The sequence below is a fragment of the Arthrobacter sp. TWP1-1 genome (assembly GCF_049897845.1).
Taxonomy (GTDB): Bacteria; Actinomycetota; Actinomycetes; order Actinomycetales; family Micrococcaceae; genus Specibacter.
The window spans coordinates 108,097-125,596 of record NZ_JAFCXC010000002.1; the positions used below are offsets into that span (position 1 = coordinate 108,097).

The 17,500-nt window shown below is 61.5% G+C and carries 17 protein-coding genes; 7 read left to right on the plus strand and 10 right to left on the minus strand.

Features of this window, described 5'->3' with window-relative positions; all coding sequences use genetic code 11:
• Positions 1-7: 7 nt before the first annotated feature.
• Positions 8-373: a VOC family protein gene (locus ACP7B9_RS03775; protein WP_425860895.1), complete on the plus strand. Its 366-nt coding sequence runs from the start codon at positions 8-10 to the stop codon at positions 371-373.
• Positions 374-559: 186 nt separating this feature from the next.
• On the opposite strand, the gene ACP7B9_RS03780 is transcribed toward ACP7B9_RS03775, so the two are convergent.
• Positions 560-1,174 carry a TetR family transcriptional regulator gene (locus ACP7B9_RS03780; protein WP_425860897.1) on the minus strand — a complete coding sequence of 205 codons (615 nt, stop codon included), beginning with the start codon at positions 1,172-1,174 and terminating at the stop codon, positions 560-562.
• 173 nt (positions 1,175-1,347) lie between these two features.
• Here ACP7B9_RS03780 and ACP7B9_RS03785 point away from each other — a divergent pair, with 173 nt between their 5' ends.
• Together ACP7B9_RS03785 and ACP7B9_RS03790 are read left to right on the plus strand one after the other, a co-directional pair.
• The gene (locus tag ACP7B9_RS03785) at positions 1,348-1,659 is read left to right on the plus strand and encodes a hypothetical protein (RefSeq protein ID WP_425860899.1); all 312 of its coding nucleotides are present in this window, start codon (positions 1,348-1,350) and stop codon (positions 1,657-1,659) included.
• Between the two features lie 29 nt (positions 1,660-1,688).
• A complete protein-coding gene (locus tag ACP7B9_RS03790) occupies positions 1,689-2,654 on the plus strand; it encodes an aldo/keto reductase (RefSeq protein WP_425860901.1) in 966 nt (321 codons plus the stop codon).
• Between the two features lie 110 nt (positions 2,655-2,764).
• Here the strand turns inward: ACP7B9_RS03790 and ACP7B9_RS03795 are convergent, their stop codons facing one another.
• The 4 genes from ACP7B9_RS03795 to ACP7B9_RS03810 all read right to left on the minus strand — a co-directional run bounded on the left by ACP7B9_RS03795 (position 2,765) and on the right by ACP7B9_RS03810 (position 6,359).
• Complete coding sequence (locus ACP7B9_RS03795) at positions 2,765-3,484, minus strand: maleylpyruvate isomerase family mycothiol-dependent enzyme (RefSeq protein WP_425860902.1); 720 nt, start codon at positions 3,482-3,484, stop codon at positions 2,765-2,767.
• Positions 3,484-4,317: a fumarylacetoacetate hydrolase family protein gene (locus ACP7B9_RS03800; RefSeq protein WP_425860904.1), complete on the minus strand. Its 834-nt coding sequence runs from the start codon at positions 4,315-4,317 to the stop codon at positions 3,484-3,486. The genes ACP7B9_RS03795 and ACP7B9_RS03800 overlap by 1 nt, the downstream gene beginning before the upstream one ends.
• On the minus strand, positions 4,314-5,447 hold the full coding sequence (locus ACP7B9_RS03805; RefSeq protein WP_425860906.1) for a cupin domain-containing protein: 1,134 nt from the start codon (positions 5,445-5,447) through the stop codon (positions 4,314-4,316). Before ACP7B9_RS03805 ends, ACP7B9_RS03800 begins: the two co-directional genes overlap by 4 nt.
• Before the next feature lie 114 nt (positions 5,448-5,561).
• On the minus strand, positions 5,562-6,359 hold the full coding sequence (locus ACP7B9_RS03810; protein ID WP_425860908.1) for an IclR family transcriptional regulator: 798 nt from the start codon (positions 6,357-6,359) through the stop codon (positions 5,562-5,564).
• A gap of 48 nt (positions 6,360-6,407) precedes the next feature.
• Here ACP7B9_RS03810 and ACP7B9_RS03815 point away from each other — a divergent pair, with 48 nt between their 5' ends.
• Positions 6,408-7,718 (plus strand): MFS transporter, encoded by a 1,311-nt coding sequence (locus tag ACP7B9_RS03815; RefSeq protein ID WP_425860910.1) that lies wholly within the window; start codon positions 6,408-6,410, stop codon positions 7,716-7,718.
• A complete protein-coding gene (locus ACP7B9_RS03820; protein WP_425860912.1) occupies positions 7,711-8,988 on the plus strand; it encodes an FAD-dependent oxidoreductase in 1,278 nt (425 codons plus the stop codon). Before ACP7B9_RS03815 ends, ACP7B9_RS03820 begins: the two co-directional genes overlap by 8 nt.
• 173 nt (positions 8,989-9,161) lie before the next feature.
• On the opposite strand, the gene ACP7B9_RS03825 is transcribed toward ACP7B9_RS03820, so the two are convergent.
• The 4 genes from ACP7B9_RS03825 to ACP7B9_RS03840 form a co-directional block, all read right to left on the minus strand.
• Positions 9,162-10,475 carry a replication-associated recombination protein A gene (locus ACP7B9_RS03825; RefSeq protein WP_425860914.1) on the minus strand — a complete coding sequence of 438 codons (1,314 nt, stop codon included), beginning with the start codon at positions 10,473-10,475 and terminating at the stop codon, positions 9,162-9,164.
• Positions 10,472-10,831 carry an MmcQ/YjbR family DNA-binding protein gene (locus ACP7B9_RS03830; RefSeq protein ID WP_425860916.1) on the minus strand — a complete coding sequence of 120 codons (360 nt, stop codon included), beginning with the start codon at positions 10,829-10,831 and terminating at the stop codon, positions 10,472-10,474. Before ACP7B9_RS03830 ends, ACP7B9_RS03825 begins: the two co-directional genes overlap by 4 nt.
• Positions 10,828-11,217, minus strand: a complete 390-nt coding sequence (locus ACP7B9_RS03835; RefSeq protein ID WP_425860918.1) for an MmcQ/YjbR family DNA-binding protein — start codon at positions 11,215-11,217, stop codon at positions 10,828-10,830. Before ACP7B9_RS03835 ends, ACP7B9_RS03830 begins: the two co-directional genes overlap by 4 nt.
• A 168-nt stretch (positions 11,218-11,385) precedes the next feature.
• The gene (locus ACP7B9_RS03840; protein WP_425860920.1) at positions 11,386-12,801 is read right to left on the minus strand and encodes a flavin-containing monooxygenase; all 1,416 of its coding nucleotides are present in this window, start codon (positions 12,799-12,801) and stop codon (positions 11,386-11,388) included.
• Between the two features lie 208 nt (positions 12,802-13,009).
• Here ACP7B9_RS03840 and ACP7B9_RS03845 point away from each other — a divergent pair, with 208 nt between their 5' ends.
• On the plus strand, positions 13,010-13,951 hold the full coding sequence (locus ACP7B9_RS03845; protein ID WP_425860922.1) for a phosphodiesterase: 942 nt from the start codon (positions 13,010-13,012) through the stop codon (positions 13,949-13,951).
• Positions 13,952-13,983: 32 nt separating this feature from the next.
• On the opposite strand, the gene ACP7B9_RS03850 is transcribed toward ACP7B9_RS03845, so the two are convergent.
• Positions 13,984-15,519, minus strand: coding sequence for a stealth family protein (locus tag ACP7B9_RS03850; RefSeq protein ID WP_425861759.1), 1,536 nt, complete (start codon positions 15,517-15,519; stop codon positions 13,984-13,986).
• 878 nt (positions 15,520-16,397) lie between these two features.
• On the opposite strand from ACP7B9_RS03850, the gene ACP7B9_RS03855 reads away from it, so the two are divergent.
• Positions 16,398-17,489 (plus strand): SDR family oxidoreductase, encoded by a 1,092-nt coding sequence (locus ACP7B9_RS03855; RefSeq protein WP_425860924.1) that lies wholly within the window; start codon positions 16,398-16,400, stop codon positions 17,487-17,489.
• The last annotated feature ends 11 nt before the right edge of the window (positions 17,490-17,500 follow it).

Sequence of the window (17,500 nt, forward strand, 5' to 3'; positions counted from 1 at the left end):
GCTTGCCATGACAACACCAAACCTCTTCCTTATCTACGTCACAGACGTCGAGCGGGCCACCCGTTTTTACAGTGACCTGTTCGATATGGAGCCAGTAGCTATCACGCCCCGCTACATTCCTTATGAAGTCGCACCGGGTGTGATTTTCGCTTTGTGGTCCGGCCGCGGCGACACGCTCACGTCGACAACGCCCCGCACCAGCGAGATCGGTCTCATGCTGTCAGGTTCAAAAGCCGCGGTAGACGATTGCTACACCAAGTGGATGGCCAAGGGCGTCACAGTGGTCGAAGAACCGCACGAAGACGTCTTTGGCCGCACCTTCGTCATCGCTGATCCTGACGGGAATCTCATCCGCGTTTCCCCTGTCGATTGAGGGACTTCCCAGGAACGGTTCTATTCAGAGTGCTGCCGCCGGGCCGGGCCGGATCCTCGACCCGGCCCGGGTTTGTGTGTGCTCTCAGGGCGTAGTTCCCCTTATTTTTGATCGGCGAAAGGGTTGCCCGGACGTCCCCTTGCGGGTTGACAGGTGCGCTGGCTCTATCCGATTGCGCGAAGGGTCCTAGCTGACCAGCGCGGCAGGTCTGAGTATCCGGAAGGCATCGTCAAGCAGCGCGCCCGATGCGGTGGCATCCTCGCGCTGAACTAGTTCGGCTGAGGAGACGTCGAGGCAGGTCAGGGCGCACAGTGTGATTGCCCGTGCGTGATACTGGCGGTCTGCCTCCGGGCCCGTGAGGGCCTCGGCGACAAGGGGGACGAGAACGGTCATCCAGGCCAAGTGCTTCTCCGTGTTTCGAGCACGCAGAGATGGTGAGGAGATCATGACTCGTGTGGCGCGCAAAACCCACTCTGGGTTCGATTCGCTGAGCTCGACAATTGCCTCGAATGCCGACCGTAGGGCCTCCCAAACCGGCATCGATTCCAAGCTCTTGGCAAGACGCTGTCGAACGGGTTCGCCGTAGACCATTGGGTCTCCAAGGACAACGTCTTCCTTCGACGCGAAGTACCGGAAGAAACTCCGAGGCGAGATATCGACAGCCGCTGCGATCTGGTCGACGGTTGTCTCGTCGAATCCCTGCTCGTCGAACATTACGAGGGCTACCTCGGCGATCTGCTGCCGTACTGCATCTCGGGTCCGCTGCCGTAACCCACGACCGGCCATCTTAATCTCACTCACATCTTAAGCATACAGCGAAGTTCTTGACAGTCGCTGACACAAAGCGCATATACTGACAATGTCACGAAATCGAAGAGGCGTGTTGCCGTCAGTACCACTAACGAAGACACCAAGTCATGCAGACACGAATCCAATGAACGGGACAGCCAAGTCCACTCACGCAAGGAATAGCGTTGCCAACCACTGACCAGATCGACTTTTTCTTCACTTACCGTGTCCTCGATGAGGACCTGTTCGAGAAGTACCTCGCAACCGTACTTCCGGTCACCGAGAAAGAAGAGCCGTACGTCTTGGAATACAACCTAGCGCGTGCCGCTGACGGGACGATCCTGCAGCACGAGCGTTATGAGAACGAGGAAGCGATTGGCCGCCACCTCGCACTGACCGCAGAACCAAGAACGCGCTGGGACCCATCGCGTCTTGGTGGGACCGTTACGAGTCCGTCGCCCGATAACTCACGGCGCCAAGAAAACGAAACCGACTGAGTAGCGCATTGAAAACTGAAAGGCATCACATGCAGAAACGAACGCTTGGCCAGCAAGGCCTAACAACTTCCGCCATCGGCTACGGCTCGATGGGAATCTCACTCGCCTACGGCCCTGGTGACGAACAAGAAGGCGTTGCAGCGATCCAAAAAGCTCACGACCTCGGCGTGACGTTCTTCGATACCGCCGAGATGTACGGCTGGGGAGCGAACGAGGAAATCGTCGGACGCGCCGTGAAGTCCTTTCGCGACGACGTCGTCATCGCCACGAAGTTCGGGTTTACGGCACCCGACTACGGTCTCGACAGCCGTCCCGAGCACATCCGAGATGTCGTGGAGAACAGCTTGCGTCGTCTCGGAGTAGACCACATCGACGTGCTCTACCAACACCGAGTTGACCCCAACGTGCCCATCGAGGACGTCGCCGGAACCGTGAAGGAATTCATTGACGCCGGCAAGGTGAAGTACTTCGGCCTCAGCGAAGCGGGCCCGGAGACGCTCCGGCGTGCCCATGCCATTCAGCCCGTCTCGGTGCTCCAGACCGAGTACTCCCTCTTCGAGCGCGAAGTGGAGGTGTTGTTTCCCGTCCTGAACGAACTCGGAATCGGCTTTGTGCCCTACTCGCCCCTTGGGCGCGGGTTCCTCACAGGCAGTGCGAAGCCGGCTTCCGCGTATGACAAGTCCGACATGCGCAGCTGGGACGCCCGCTGGCAGCCTGGCAATTTCGAGAAGAACGTCGAGGCCACGCGTCAGCTGACGGAACTCGCCGCGTCAAAGGAGGCCACCGTTGCGCAGCTCGCTCTCGCCTGGCTACTCGCGCAGGGTGGGCACATTGTCCCCATCCCCGGCACCCGCAGCGCCAAGCGCGTCGAGGAGAACACCGGCGCAGCCGATCTCATCCTGACCGAGACCGATTTGGTTCGTATCAAGGAGATCCTTCCTGTCGGTGGTTTCGGCTCCCGCTACCCCGAGGGCATGGAGATCGACTGGGTATAGCCAGCTGACGACACAAAGGCGCGGGACCTTCACTACAGGCACCCGCGCCTTTGGCCTAAGCCCACCACTTCCTTGTTGCTTGCGTGCCCGCTCGCTCGACAGTCTGAGGGTTAGATCCAGGCGGGTGCTGTGGGTGCGTTGGTGATGGTGCCGCGGCCTGCTGCCCACGCGGTGATGGCGGTTAGTGGTCCGGAGACCACGACGGCGTTGGGATTGTCTGTGTCGCCGTATCGGGTGTCGGTGTCCTCGATGTCGATGATGAGTCCGGTGTCGGTGCCGCGGGTTTTCCAGGCGCCGGTGATGTCGGTCAGGAGCCGTTCCAGGATGGGTGCGGGGATATCTGAGACGGTCGCGCCGTTGTTTAGGTCGACGGCGTGGAGCCAGACTTCGCGGGTACGCATCCACACAGTCTCCGATGCTGGAACGGTGCGGCCTTGGGCGGTCTTGACCAGATTGGACCAGTTCTCATGGGGCAGGTCGCGCCATTCCACGCTTAGGTGCACGGCTGCGTGATCGGTGAGATTACGCAGCGCGATGGGGGACAGGGTCGCACCAAAGTCGATTTCCTGATTGCGGGCGGTGGGGGAGGAGTACATGGGAGTCTCCACCCCGGTCGCAGCCCATTCAATCAAACGCGCAATCGCACGCGCGTTGTAACCAATATGCGCCGCGATATGTCGGCGGCTCCAGCCCGGCAGGAGCGAAGCGCCGTCGAGCTGCTCATCGGTCAGCTCATTGAGTTTGCGGGCGAAGAACGCCGTACCGCGCCGGGCCTGCAGGAGAGCATCCTGCAGGTCCGGATCGGTGGTCAAATCGTGGCGGGCAACCATCAGACTTCCTTGACTACTTTGTTAGTGAGCGTGCCCAAGCCCTCGATCGTGGTGACGAGGATCTGGCCCTCGGCGAGGTAGCGCTTCGGATCGCGGGCATGGCCCACACCGCCGGGGGTACCGGTCGCGATAACATCGCCCGGGTTCAAGGTGATGATGGTGGAGATGTAATGAACCAGGAATTCCGGAGTGAAGACCACGTCGCCGGTCGGGGTGGACTGCATGATCTCTCCGTCGACCGCGCTGGTCATGAGCGGGCCGGCCGTGAACTCGTCACTGGTGACCAGGGCCGGGCCGAACGGTGTGCTGTTCTCCCACGTCTTACCCTGAAGCCACTGAATGGTGCGGAACTGGTAGTCGCGCATGGAGACATCGTTGAGCACGGCGTACCCGGCAATGTGCTCGCCAGCGTCGGCCTCTGAGATGCGGCGACCGGGCTTGCCGATGATCACGGCGAGCTCTGCTTCCCAGTCCACGGCGTCTGATTCCGGCGGCAACGCCAGATCATCGTTGGGGCCAATCAGGGATTCGGCGTACTTAGCGAACAGTGTCGGGTACGGGGGAACTTCTCGACCCATTTCCTTGATGTGGTTGCGGTAGTTGTGGCCCACGCAAATGATCTTGCCCGGTGCGGGCACGACGGCAGCCAGATCAGCCCCGTCGTAGGCGTGGGTAGCACCGTTGGCGGCAGCCGCAACGGCCTTCCAGTCCGGGTTCTTCAGCAATTCACCGACGGAGGCGTAACCATCAATCTCGGTCAGGGTATCGCCGTCTTGGCGGACTGCCTGGGTGGGTGTGGTGCCGTGGGGGGTGCGGAGAGTGAGAAGTTTCATGAGGTGGCGCGTCCTTCGGTGTAGCTGCGGTTGAGGTTGAGGCGTTCGATGATGGGGTGGTCGCCGAATTGGAAGAGATCAAATTCGGTTTCGGCGTGGATTGACCAGGCAGCCCAGGACGGGACGACGATGAGGTCGCCCTTTTCAAGGTTGTTTGTTTCGCCGTTGATGATGATCGAGCCGCGTCCTTCGAAGACCTGGTAAACGCTCGAGCCGACTTCCCTGACGGTGTCGGTGGAAGCGCCGGCGCGTAGGCGGTGGAACTGGGCGCGGATGGTTGACATGACGTCCCCGCCGGTGGTCGGGTTCACGAAGCGCACGGCTGCGTGGCCCTGGGAGACGGTGGCTGGGTGGCCCTCGTCTTCGAGGAGGAGTTGTTCGGTCAGTGCGCGGTCGGTGTGTTCCCAGCGGTAAGCGCCGATGGGGGAGGAGATGGTGTTTTGGAGTCCAGAGAGCGGGCGCAGACCCGGGTTCGCCCAGAGCCGTTCGGAGCGGGAGATGTCAGGGGTGGATTCATCCGTGACCCGCTCGGTGCCGAATTCAAAGAATGCCGTATCGGTGTAATGCACGAACGGGATATCCAGGCCATCGATCCACGCCATGGGCTGATCAGTTTCGTTATGGTGGCCATGGAAATTCCACCCCGGAGTCAACAGGAAGTCACCGCGGGACATACGAACGGGGTCACCGTTAACAACAGTCCAAACTCCTTCGCCTTCAACCACAAAGCGGAAGGCGTTTTGTGAGTGGCGATGTTCCGGTGCTGTTTCGTGTCCGCCGAGGTACTGGATCGCAGCCCAGAGTGTTGGGGTGACATACGGCTTGCCGCCCAGACCCGGATTCGCCAAGGCGATCGCGCGGCGTTCCCCGCCGCGCCCCACGGGCACCAGGTCGCCGGAGCGCTCAGCTAGGGGAAGCAGCGTGTCCCAACGCCAGACATGCGGAACAGCCTTCGGGGTCGGAACCATCGGCATCAGATCAGCGATCTGCGTCCACAGCGGGATCAGGTTCTCTGATTCGAAGTCCTGGTACAGCACCTCCAACGCGGCAGCCTCTTCCGGCGTCGCCTCGGGCACTACCTGCCCGGCCGCAACTGACTCATGCGTGATGTTATCGGCATTGATAGACACTTGGGGGCCTCCTGCTGTGACCTTCGGTGATGGATAAGAATGTTGCTCTCGTCACAACCCTAGGTGGGGGTGGGCCACTCCATCAAACAAATTCTGCCTAGCAGAATTGATCTTTTAGTCCCTATTGAAAGGGTTGGTGGCAATGTCCAGCTCCAGTTGGCGTCTGGCCTCGGCCAGGCGCTGCACCAGTCCGGCGTCAAAGAGCGGGCGGAAACGTGCCACGGGCGTTGCTACGCTCATGGCGCCGACCGCCTTCCCAGCGCCATTATGAAGAGCCATGCCCAAGGCGCTGATACCTTCTTCGGTACCTTCGAAGTTGGCGGCAAAGCCATTGCGACGAATAGCTTCCAGTTCCCGCGTGAAGCCAGGGAATTCCGCTTCAGTAATGTAGTCGCCGCCAATTTCGGCACTGCTGCTGGTAAATAGTTTGCGGACCATGTCAGCGTCCAGTTCGGCAAGTATGGCTTTGCCGCCGGAGGCCTTGTGGGCAGGCATGACGCTGCCTTGCCGGTCTCCCACTCGCAGTGCGTTGCTTCCTTCGGAGGTACTGAGGAACCGAACCTTGGTACCTACACGGACCATGAGGTTGACTGTTTCGTTGAGATGGCTGGAAAGTAATTCCATATGGGGTTGGGCCAGTTGTCTCAGCTGCCTGGTCCAGCCAAGCCCGGCAGGTCCTACGCCAATAGCCACACCGGGGACATAGTTTTTGAACTCATCTTGGACGGCAAAGCCACGGTAGACCAGCATGGCCAGGAGTCGATGGGCGGTGGACGGGGCCACGCCCAGCTCGGCGGCGGCATCCTTGAGCCGGAGCTTGCCGCCGTCACGTAGGAGCTGCAGCAGGAGCAGGGCGTTGTCCACGGCCTCGATGGGATACATGGGCTTTTTTCGAAACTCATTATTCTGCACACTAGAATTATATTGCCTATCGGATGTGAAGTGGGCCACCCTTATGAGATGGATTACACAAACAACCCCGTCACGGCCGGCAAAACCGCCGGTGTGACCCGAACCAGGCCAGCAGCGCAGCCGGCCAAGTTCCCGCGTGCATCACTGATGGCTGTTCTGGTTTGCTGGCTGCTGGTGGTCTTTGATGGATACGACCTGATTGTCTATGGCACCGTCCAGTCCTCGCTGATCAACGACACCGGATGGGGCTTGACCAAGGCAACCGCCGGTACCGTCGGTTCCCTGGCGTTTGTGGGCATGATGATTGGCGCCATCGCAGCTGGCCGGCTCGCTGATGCCCTTGGGCGCCGACGAACCATCCTGGCGTGCGCCATTGCTTTCTCGGTTCTGAGCGCCGCATGTGCCTTCGCCCCCAATGCCTACGTTTTTGGCGGACTGCGCCTACTCGCCGGCATTGGTTTGGGCGGTCTGGTGCCGTCTGCTAACGCACTCGTCGCCGAATTGGTGCCCGAGAAATGGCGTTCCGCCATTGCGACCTTGATGATGTCCGGTGTCCCCATTGGCGGTACGCTGGCGGCACTTGTTGGCATCCCGTTGATCCCGCTTTTCGGCTGGCCCGTCATGTTCCTGATCGCCGGCCTGGCCCTGGTCGTCGTTGTTCCCTTGGGCTTCAAATACCTGCCCAAGACGGCCGCTCCGCGTTCGACGGGAGAGCGTGGTGGCTTCGGCGCCTTGCTGAAGGCTCCCTACCTGGGTGCCAGCGTGCTCTTTGCGCTGGCCACCGTTGCCACGTTGTTTGCCTGGTACGGATTGGGTACCTGGTTGCCTAATCTCATGCAAATGGCTGGCTACAACCTCGGTTCGGCACTGACCTTTGCCATCGCCCTGAACCTCGGCGCCGTGGCGGGTTCTGTCATCACGGCCTGGGCCGGTGGCCGCTTTGGTCCCATCCGCACCGGGATCGTCGCGGCAGCCGTCGCAGCAGTAGCCTTGGCGGTCATCATGACCGGTCCTCCCGTATTCCTTGTTTACGCCATGCTGGTCCTGGCCGGCGTCGGCACCCACGGCACGCAGTGCCTGATCATCGCAGCCGTCGCTACCCGATACCCAAGCCACCTGCGCGGTACAGCGCTCGGTTGGGCACTCGGCGTCGGACGCATTGGTGCCGTCGCAGCACCCCAGGCGGGCGGATTCCTGCTCGCCGCGGGGCTTGGCGTGAACTCCAACTTCCTGGCCTTCGCCGGCGCCGCAGCTATTGCAGCCGTCCTACTCTGGGTCATCTCGGTTCAGGTCAAGGCCAGCTCCTCATCTCCCTCCTCATCACCCTCACCCACAACCGCAGGAAGCAGCCATGTCTAACGCATCAAGTTCCACCACCGAGAAGATCAATACCACCCCGGCACAGGACGTTCTGGTGATTGGTGGCGGCATGGCCGGATTGGCCGGAGCCCTCGCCCTGCGCGAAAACGGCGCCACTGTCACGCTCGTGGAAAATGCTCCGGCTTTTGGTGAAGTGGGTGCCGGGCTGCAGATGGCACCGAACGCCTCCCGCGTCCTGAAGCGTTGGGGCTTGCTGGAAAAAGCGTTGGAGATCGGCGTTCAGCCAAAGCACCTCGTGTTCCGCGACGCCACCACCGGCGAAGAACTGACACGCCAGTCGCTTGGGGAAGAATTTACAGAACGCTACGGTGCCCCTTACGTGGTGATCCACCGCAGCGACCTCCACCGGATCCTGCTGGAGGCCTGCCAAGAGTCCGGTGTGAACCTACTCAACGGCGTCTTCGTTGAGAAGGTGGAGACCGACGGTGACAAGGCGCGCGCATTTGCCGCCAACGGCGACATCTACGAGGCCGACGCCGTCATCGCTGCAGACGGATTGAAGTCAACCCTGCGCAAGGCCGTCTCGGAAGATACTCCCGTACCCTCGGCGTATGTGGCTTACCGGGGCACTGTGCCCATCACGGACGCCACCCCGAAAGCCGATCTGGAAGATGTCATCGTCTACTTGGGCCCGAACTGTCACCTGGTCCAGTACCCGCTGCGCAAGGGCGAACTCCTAAACACAGTGGCCGTCTTCAAATCCGCCTCCTTTGAGCGTGGCGAGGAGCAGTACGGCGGCGTTGATGAACTGGAAGAGGCCTACAAGGACTGCGTCCCGGCCGTGCAGGAAGCCCTGAAGAACCTGGCCACGGGTATCCGGTGGCCCATGTACGACAAGAACCCCATCGAGAACTGGGTCAGCGGCCGCATGACCTTGATTGGCGATGCCGCGCACCCCATGTTGCAGTACTTGGCCCAGGGCGCCTGCCAGGCACTCGAAGATGCTGCAGTTCTGCAAGAAGTGACGCAAGGGACCGTCTTTACGGAGGCCGGGATCGACGCCGGTGCGTGGGAAGGTGCCTTCAAGGACTTCAACGAAGCACGCGCCAGCCGCACGGCCCGCGTCCAGCGCACCGCCCGCGTCTGGGGCGAGTCCTGGCATGTCTCCGGCCTGGCTCGCACGCTCCGGAACCTGTTGTTCAAGAGCCGCGGCGATGGCAACTACCAGTACAACGACTGGCTGTACGGCCAGGAAGGTGCTGGTGTGCCGGCTGCGGATGCTCCGAGCAGCAAAGTCCTTGCAGGCTAGTTAAGGCAATGAAGTGCCCGCCCCGACACTTGGGCGGGCACTTTCTCATGTGATCCTTCTAATCTTGCGAGGGCTCCTTGAATTCTAGGGATCGATATTGAATGCATTACTGGCTTCGAGTCAGCTAGCATCCCCGGTCTGGAGCGGTGCGTGGGGTTCCTTCGGGAACTAAGCTAGTCCGCGTCAGATTCGAGGGGAGTATCGCCATCGCGAAGCTGGGCCCAGTGACGCAACCTTTCGGTGATGGCGCGCTCGTACCCGAGCGTCGTGGGTTCGTAGTATTTCTCCCGGGGCAGGCCATCGGGGAAGTAGTTTGCGCCGGAGAAACCGGTCTCGGTCTCGGGATCGTACTGGTATCCGTCGCCGTAGCCGAGGTCTTTCATCAGCCGGGTCGGGGCGTTGAGGATGTGTGCCGGCGGCATCAACGATCCGGTGCGTTTTGCAGCGGCGCGCGCCCTATTGAACGCTCGGTACACGCCGATCGACTTCGGCGAGGTCGCCAGATAGATGACAGCTTGGGCGATGGCGAGTTCTCCCTCAGGTGAGCCCAGACGTTCGTAGACGTCCCAGGCCGCGAGGGCTTGTTGGACGGCGTCAGGATCGGCCATGCCGATGTCTTCTGTGGCGAATCGGGTGATGCGGCGGGCAATGAACAGTGGGTCTTCACCGCCGTCGATCATCCGTGCCAACCAGTACAGGGCAGCGTCGGGATCGGAACCTCGCATCGATTTGTGGAGCGCGGAGATGAGGTTGTAATGGCCTTCCTGCGCTTTGTCGTACAGCGGCGCCCTTTTCTGCACGGCGGCCGCGAGGTCGGCCGGGTCCACGGGTGCGGGCAGGGCTTGCACCTGCTCAATCATGTTCAGTAAGTACCGGCCGTCACCGTCAGCCATCGCCGTCAGCGCCTCACGGGCCTCGTCAGTCAGCGGCAAGGGGCGGCCGATGAGCGCTTCGGCGCGGGTAATGAGGGTGCTGAGCGCGGCATCGTCGAGGCGTTTCAGAACGAAGACTTGACTGCGGGACAGCAGCGCGCCGTTGAGTTCGAAGCTGGGGTTCTCTGTGGTCGCGCCGACGAGCACGACGGTGCCGTCTTCGACATACGGCAGGAACGAATCTTGCTGGGCTCGATTGAAGCGGTGGATCTCGTCGACGAACAGCATCGTGCCTTGCCCGATCTCGCGCCGGCGCTGGGCAGCGCTGAACACTTTGCGTAGGTCGGCGACGCCGGAGAAGGTGGCGGAGAGCTGTTCGAACGCAAGGTTGGTCTGCTCGGCGAGGAGTCGCGCGATCGTGGTCTTCCCACAACCGGGCGGTCCCCACAGCACCATCGATACAAGTCTCTGAGCGTCGACCATGCGCCCGATGGGTGCGTCCGCGGCTAACAGATGGTCCTGCCCGAGGACCTCGTCCAGGGTGCGCGGCCGGAGTCGGTCAGCCAGCGGCCTCGAGGTGTCATCGACGTCGAACAGCGACGGCGTGTCACTCATGACTGCCGCTTCCGGTTGAGATCATCGGCGAGGTCATAGGAATCGTGCACTAAGTCTCCGATCAACTTCTTCGTAATCCCGGCGCCGGATCCGATAGAGATCCAATGCTGCTTGTTAAAATATCGGCCTGCTGAGATCGTATCGAAGTCGCGGCGGAGCGCGTCCCCGTGGCGGGGATCGGCTTTCACAGTGATGATCTGCAGCTTCGGATCATCGTCGGTGACGATGAGAAAAACCTTGTCACGCACCTTCCACACTTCCAGGTGCGGAGTGAACGGGTGTCCACTGGTGACGGACTCGAGCAATACAGCGGTATCGCGGGCGTGCTGTTGCAACTGCTCGCCCGAGAGTTTCACAGGCCCCTCCGGTCGCCGAAGATCTCGGGATCGACGGGTCGTTTCGCGCGAGCAAGTTTCTCGACCACGAGCAGGTAGGACTCGGTGACGAGGTCATCGACAAGACCCTTTTGCAGCTCGCCTCCTGGATGCAGGGTGATCCAGTGTTGCTTGTTCATGTGGTAACCCGGCGTGATGTCCTCGTGGTTCTCGCGGAGAGTCTTGCTGTCCTCCGGATCTGCCTTGACGATCACGATCGGATCACCCGTGATGTCGGTGATCAGCATGAAGACCTTGCCGCGGACTTTGAATACCTCCCAGTCGGGCCCGAAGGGGAATCCGAGTTCAGCGTCCGGAAGCTCATCGACGCGGTCCCGGGCGTGTTGCTGGAGGGTGTCGCCTTGCATGGTGGTCCTCCTAAGATCACTGACCGTCTCTGGGCTGTATGGATCTTCGTTTCATATTACGTACATAGTCTGACATCGAGGGGGGATGGCGTGCGGAAGGGTGAGCCGACCGATCCGGGGCGCCGCCGGTGACAACAACGACCTTTCCTGTCAGATCGATCCGCTGGCTCAGCTGTTGTTCCCGTCGGATGCGCGCGTGCGCGCCGGACTTTCACCGTCCTGGGCCCGCTGCCGGCCACGGCTGCGTTCGCGTCCAAGATCCCACAAGTAGTGGTCGAAATCGACCTCCATGGTGTGTCTCGGCGAGGCGTAGAACTGTCGCTTATTGCGCTCATGGTCGCGGGCCATTTGCCCCCGGATCTCGATCCCGGATGGGGGAGCGTAGTATCCGGCCAAAGTCTCAGCCAACCATGCACCTTGAGCTTCGGCCAACGGCATCACGGCCCCGACCGGTTGCAGCAAGCCAATGAAAAACAGTCCAGGCAGATCAGGATGAACCGTTCGCTTCCATAGAGGAAGGTCGTTGTCTGACGCAGCGACGAGTCTGGAATCAAGGAAGGGAAACGTCACCTTGTATCCCGTCGCCCACACGATCAGATCGGCCGTTGCGCGGCTGCCGTCAAGGAACACCACGTCACCGCCGTCGAAACGCTCGATGCCAGCGTGCACCGTGACCCGGCCGGCGGCGATGCGCGCGCGAATTTGATCCGATTGCACCGGATGCGATTGGCCGGGCTTATGCGGCGGCTGCGGCAGGCCGTATCTCCGGAGGCTGCCTGAGGTGAGCGCCCCGATGCGCAGTCGCAGGGCAGTCACCCACCACGGCAGCCAGGCAGGCAGTGTGATCTGGTCGCTTGGGCGTCCGAAGGTCATTTTGCGCAGCACCCACTGGCCACGACGGATTGACAGTGCGACGCTTTTGGCTCGGTCGGAGCCTTCCACGGCGATGTCCATGGCCGAGTTGCCTGCGCCAACGACGACGACGTTGCGGCCCTCGAGCTGCTCGCCGGAGCGGTAATCGTGGGCGTGTATTTGTTCCCCGTCGAAGGTTCCCGGGTATGTGGGTTCGGGCCAGTGCGGATCCCAGTGGTGCCCGTTGGCCACGAGCACCGCGGCGTACTTGTGCCGCCGTTCGCCGTCCGGGCCGATCGTACGTACGAGCCATCCGCCGTCGGACTCCCGGGTGACCTCCTCCACCTTCGTGTTGAAGGTGATCGTGTGCCGGAAAGCGAAGTGATCGACATATTTTTCGAAGTAGGCGTGCACTTGTTCATGACCGGCATACGGCGGATAGTCCGCTGGCATGGGGAAGTCAGAGAAGGCCATGCGGGGGCAAGAGGTGTTGATCTCTAGCGTCTCGTAACAGGCCGAGAGTCCGTTCGGGTTGTCAAAAAGCCAGTTGCCGCCAACAGCGCTCCCGCCCTCGAAGCAGTCGAATGGCACGCCGGCCTCATGGAGCGCCTTGGCAGCAGCGAGGCCAGAGGACCCGGCACCGATAACGCAAGCACGCGGCAGGGACTCGTCCGGCGGGATAGGCGCCGTCACCGCACCGGCGAGGTGTTCGGGCTTCACGAAGTAGGCCATGTCAGCAGTATTGCAGTGAAGGTGGACTCCCGGCGAGGACTTGAGTGTGGCATGGGCTGGCGAACCAGGCAGGGAAGGGGCGCGAAACCCGAGACGTTATTCCAAATTCTCGGCCGTGTTAGCCTGCAGTTCACCGGGACGGTGGTTGGATAGAGCTATATGAGAGGAATGGGGCAGTCGCCGCATCCAACCGACCATTAAGGCAGTCATGGACATCATCGAGGCCGAACATCCCAGGCCGCGCCACTTCCTGCTTCATCTAAGCGACACCCACCTGCTGGGCGGCCCGGATCCCCTCTACGGGGCCGTGGATAGTGAAGAGCGGTTGCGCCAAATCTTCGCCGAAATCACGGCATCGGGTGCCCGCCCGGAGGCGGTCATCTTTACCGGCGACCTCACCGATAAAGGCGAACCTGAGGCCTACGCCAAGTTGCGCCGGATCGTGGAGCCCGCCTGCACGGCCATGGGGGCCGAGGTGATTTGGGCTATGGGGAACCATGACCATCGTGGAAACTTCCGCGCCGGCTTGCTGGGAGAAGCCGCACACAGCACTCCCATAGACCGCAGCTATTTCCTCAACGGACTGCGGGTCATCACTTTGGACACCTCGGTGCCCGGGTTCCACCACGGCGAGCTCGCTGCGGACCAGCTGGAGTGGTTGGCCAAAGAACTTGCCACTCCTGCTCCGGACGGCACCATCTTGGCACTCCACCACCCGCCAGTCCCCAGCGTGTTGGACCTAGCCGTGCTGGTCGAGCTGCGCCGCCAGTCTGAGCTGGCGGCTGTGTTGCGCGGCTCTGACGTACGCACCATTTTGGCCGGCCACCTGCACTACTCGACCACCGCTATGTTTGCCGGAATCCCCGTATCCGTCGCCTCGGCCACGTGCTACACCCAGGACTTGAACGTGCCGGTCGGCGGCACTCGTGGCCGGGACGGAGGACAGTCCTTCAACCTCGTCCACGTCTATGAGCACACCATCGTCCACTCGACCGTGCCGCTGGGCGCCGGCTTGACCGTCGGCGAGGAGGTCAGCGCCGAGGAAACTCGCGTCCGCCTGAGTGCGGCCGGGGTGCGCATCCCCGACCACGCGCCGCGCACCACGGGTATCCCGATCCAGACACGACGTCGAGGGCTGGCGCAGCGCTAAACCTCAGGAATCGTGTCGCTCGGCAGGGCGGGCTATTTTTCCCAGGGCGCCGTGATCGGGAAATACTTCTGCAGGAAATCGGTGACCAATTCGGCGCGCTCGGCTGCCGGGACCTCCGGGAAGCTACCGTCGTTGAGGCAGAAGAAGTCCATGTTGCGTTTGGCCAGCAGTTTGGGCAGGTAGTTCAAGCCGGACCGCGCAGTTGTATCGATGTACCGCACCTTGGCACCGGTTTGAACGGCGGCCCGGCCCGTGAGCAACCCGTAGTAGTGATACAGGGAGTTGGTGACGGAGATGTTTTCCGCTGCACGGAAGGTGCTGGCCGCCGTCGCACTGAATTCCGACGGGAATTCGCGTTCCATTTGCGCCATGACGCTTCGGCGCAGGGGTGCGGCGGCATGTTCTAGGTGACGGGTGGTGATTCTCCCGAACCGTTCCCACAGTAGCTTCCGGTTCACCCGGGCGGCGTTTTCGAAGCCGCTGCGTTCGGCGTCGTTCTCGCCGAGGCCGATCCTTGTCTCGGCTTCGATGAACTTCGTGATGCCGCCGGGTGTGAAGAACATGTCCGGGCTGACGGGACGGCCGAAGAACATGTCGTCATTGGAGTACAGGAAGTGCTCCGACAGGCCCTCGATGTGGTGCAGCTGGCATTCCACGGCCTGTGAATTGTGCGTTGGCAGTACCGACGGGTCGGCGAAGAATTCCTCACTTCGCACCACTGTCACAGAGGGGTGGTCGGCCAGCCAGGACGGGGTGGGGGAGTCGGTGGCGATGAAGATGCGACGAATCCACGGCGCAAAGGTGTAGACGGAGCGCAGCGCATACTTGAGCTCGTCGATCTGTCGGAACCGGGCCTCATGGTCGTCGCCTTCGCCCACCACCACACCCTTCATCCGGGCGCGCCGGGCGGCAATGTATTCCGGTGAGCTGCCATCAACCCAAGAGAACACCAGGTCAATATCGAAGCCGATGTCCGAGGCATGATCGGCGAACATGTTCTCAATGGTCGGCCAAACGTGCCCATACCTTTCCACCGTGCCACGTACCGCATCCTGGGCCAGCAATGTGCGCCGGGTCAGTGAGTTTTCCACCGGCAGAATCAAGTGCTCGCCCTCAAAGCTCCAGAGCTCGATCTGTACCCCCAGCGACGCGCCATAGCCCAGTCCGCCGTCGGGCTCCAACCGCGGACGGTACAACCGAAGGATCCGGGATTTGCGGTTCTTGGCCAGTGTTCCGTCAGCCACCAGCAACGCCGACTTCTTGCGCGCATCCACTGTCATTGCGTAGAACGGTTCGTTGGCGCAGGCCGTCACGAGTGCCTCGCGCAGCTCGGCACGGTTCTTCCAATCAACGGAAATCACAGGGCGCTCGTCGTTGCCGCGCACCAACAGGTAGTCCAGCTGCGCGGCCTCCAACGCGGCGCGAATGAACAGCAGGTCATCCACCATGGCCTCGTTGGGAGTGCGGTCGCGGTTGATCAAGACGTACCTACCGCGGTGGCGGACGACGTCGGGCCTGTCCTTGAAACGGACGACGGCGGACCGCGGCGTTTCCTCTACGAGGTCAATGTCGTCGTCGCTTGCCGGATTGCCGTAGAAGACGTCGTGTGCGGCGTTCACATCTGTAATGGGGCGCTCCAATGCTGTGATTAAAAAAGTGGGGTCTCCTTGAATAATAGACCTTGCGCGGCACGGGGCGGACCAAAAATACAGGCGAATCCGAGCCGAGCTGGCCACTACGGTCGCGATGCACACGACCGTGCCTTGGCCGGTCATCCCGGGGTGCTGCCTGGGGACAGTATTTCATGTCCGCTAGAAAATGAAGATTGTAGCTAGGTTCATCCGGTTGATTAGTGAGACGAATCGCGTGCCGTTGGACCGGCCGACGGCTGACGAAGTTGCTGGCTTGCACTCGAGCTGTTGTAATCCCCGAGCCTTGACTCGTTTCCCAGCCGTAGACATGCCGGAATCAAACGGACTCGCCTGTTGCTCGATGGGTGGATTCTCTCGTGGAACCGGGATGAACTGGGCGCATGGGTTGGGCTTTGCCACCGAACTTTCGCTTGAGGCCATCAGACAGGAGAAGAAAACGCGCCCGGCCCACTCCGTTGTGGCTTACTGATTGAACACAATTTGGTTTCTTCACGGATGGCAGAAAAGGTCGGGCTGTTCCTTATCCATAAGGGAATTGAGGCCATCAACCTGGATCGGAAGGCGATCCGTCTTGCCTATGCCCACCGACGGTTGAGTGCAGAAGAAGTGTCAGAGATTATGGGATAGCGAATCTCGCTCAGCCTTTCGTCCGTAGATTCGGGCACTTGCTGTTGGTCAGCGGGGATGGAATCAGAACTTCCGGGCTGTCCGCCGGTTGACAGCGTGGCCTAGCAACGGGTGACCCTGAATGAGTAGCCGGAAATATCTCGCCTGTACGGCCGCTTGCCACCAGTATGACTATCGTGAACCAAACAGCCCAGGATGGACAACGAACGGCGCTTGTGGTCGGTGCGACGGGCATCGCCGGCTCCGCACTTGTGGAGTCCCTCTCCGGCGCTGGCTGGTCAGTGCTTGCACTGTCCCGCAGGCCCGGTGCCAATCGCGACGGTGTGCGTTGGCTTTCCGCGGACCTGACCTCCACCGAGTCTGTAGCAGCCGTTCTCGCTCCGGAGCGTCCGACACATGTCTTCTTCACGGCTTGGGCGCGGCAGGATTCGGAGGAAAAGAACATTGCCGTCAATGCTGGCATGCTGCGCAGCCTTCTGGCCGCTCTTCGTGGCAAGCCCGTGGCACATGTGGCCCTCATGACGGGGCTTAAGCACTATCTCGGCCCATTCGAGGCCTACGCTGCCGGCGATATGCCGGATACACCGTTCCACGAGGAGGAACCGCGACTGCCCGTCCGGAACTTCTACTACGCCCAGGAAGACGAGCTGTTCGCGGCGGCCGCGGAGCAGGGTTTCACCTGGTCCGTGCACCGCGCACACACCGTCATTGGACACGCCGTAGGTAACGCCATGAACATGGGACTCACGCTCGCCGCGCAGGCGACCTTATGCAGGGAAACGGGAGAGCCATTTGTCTTCCCGGGCTCTGAGACTCAGTGGAACGGGCTGACCGACATGACAGACGCCGGTCTCCTTGCCGAGCACATGCTGTGGGGTTCGACGCCCCCCGGTGCGGCCAACGAGGCCTTCAACATCGTCAACGGGGACGTGTTCCGGTGGCGCTGGATGTGGCCAAAGCTCGCAGCTCATTTCGGCGTCGAATGGGAGGGGTACGATCAGGCTCCACGACCCCTCGAAGAGGCCATGGAGGGGCGAGAAGATCAGTGGCGCGAGCTAGCGATGCAGCACGGGCTAGCAGAGCAGCGCCTAGACCGGATGGCTTCATGGTGGCATACGGACGGTGACCTCGGACGAAACATTGAGGTGGTGGCCGACATGGGCAAAAGCCGGGCCGCAGGCTTTACCGGGTACCGTCGGACATTCGACGCTTTCATCTCGCTTTTCGACCGCTATCGCGCCGACCAACTCATCCCCTAAGGGATGCCCGC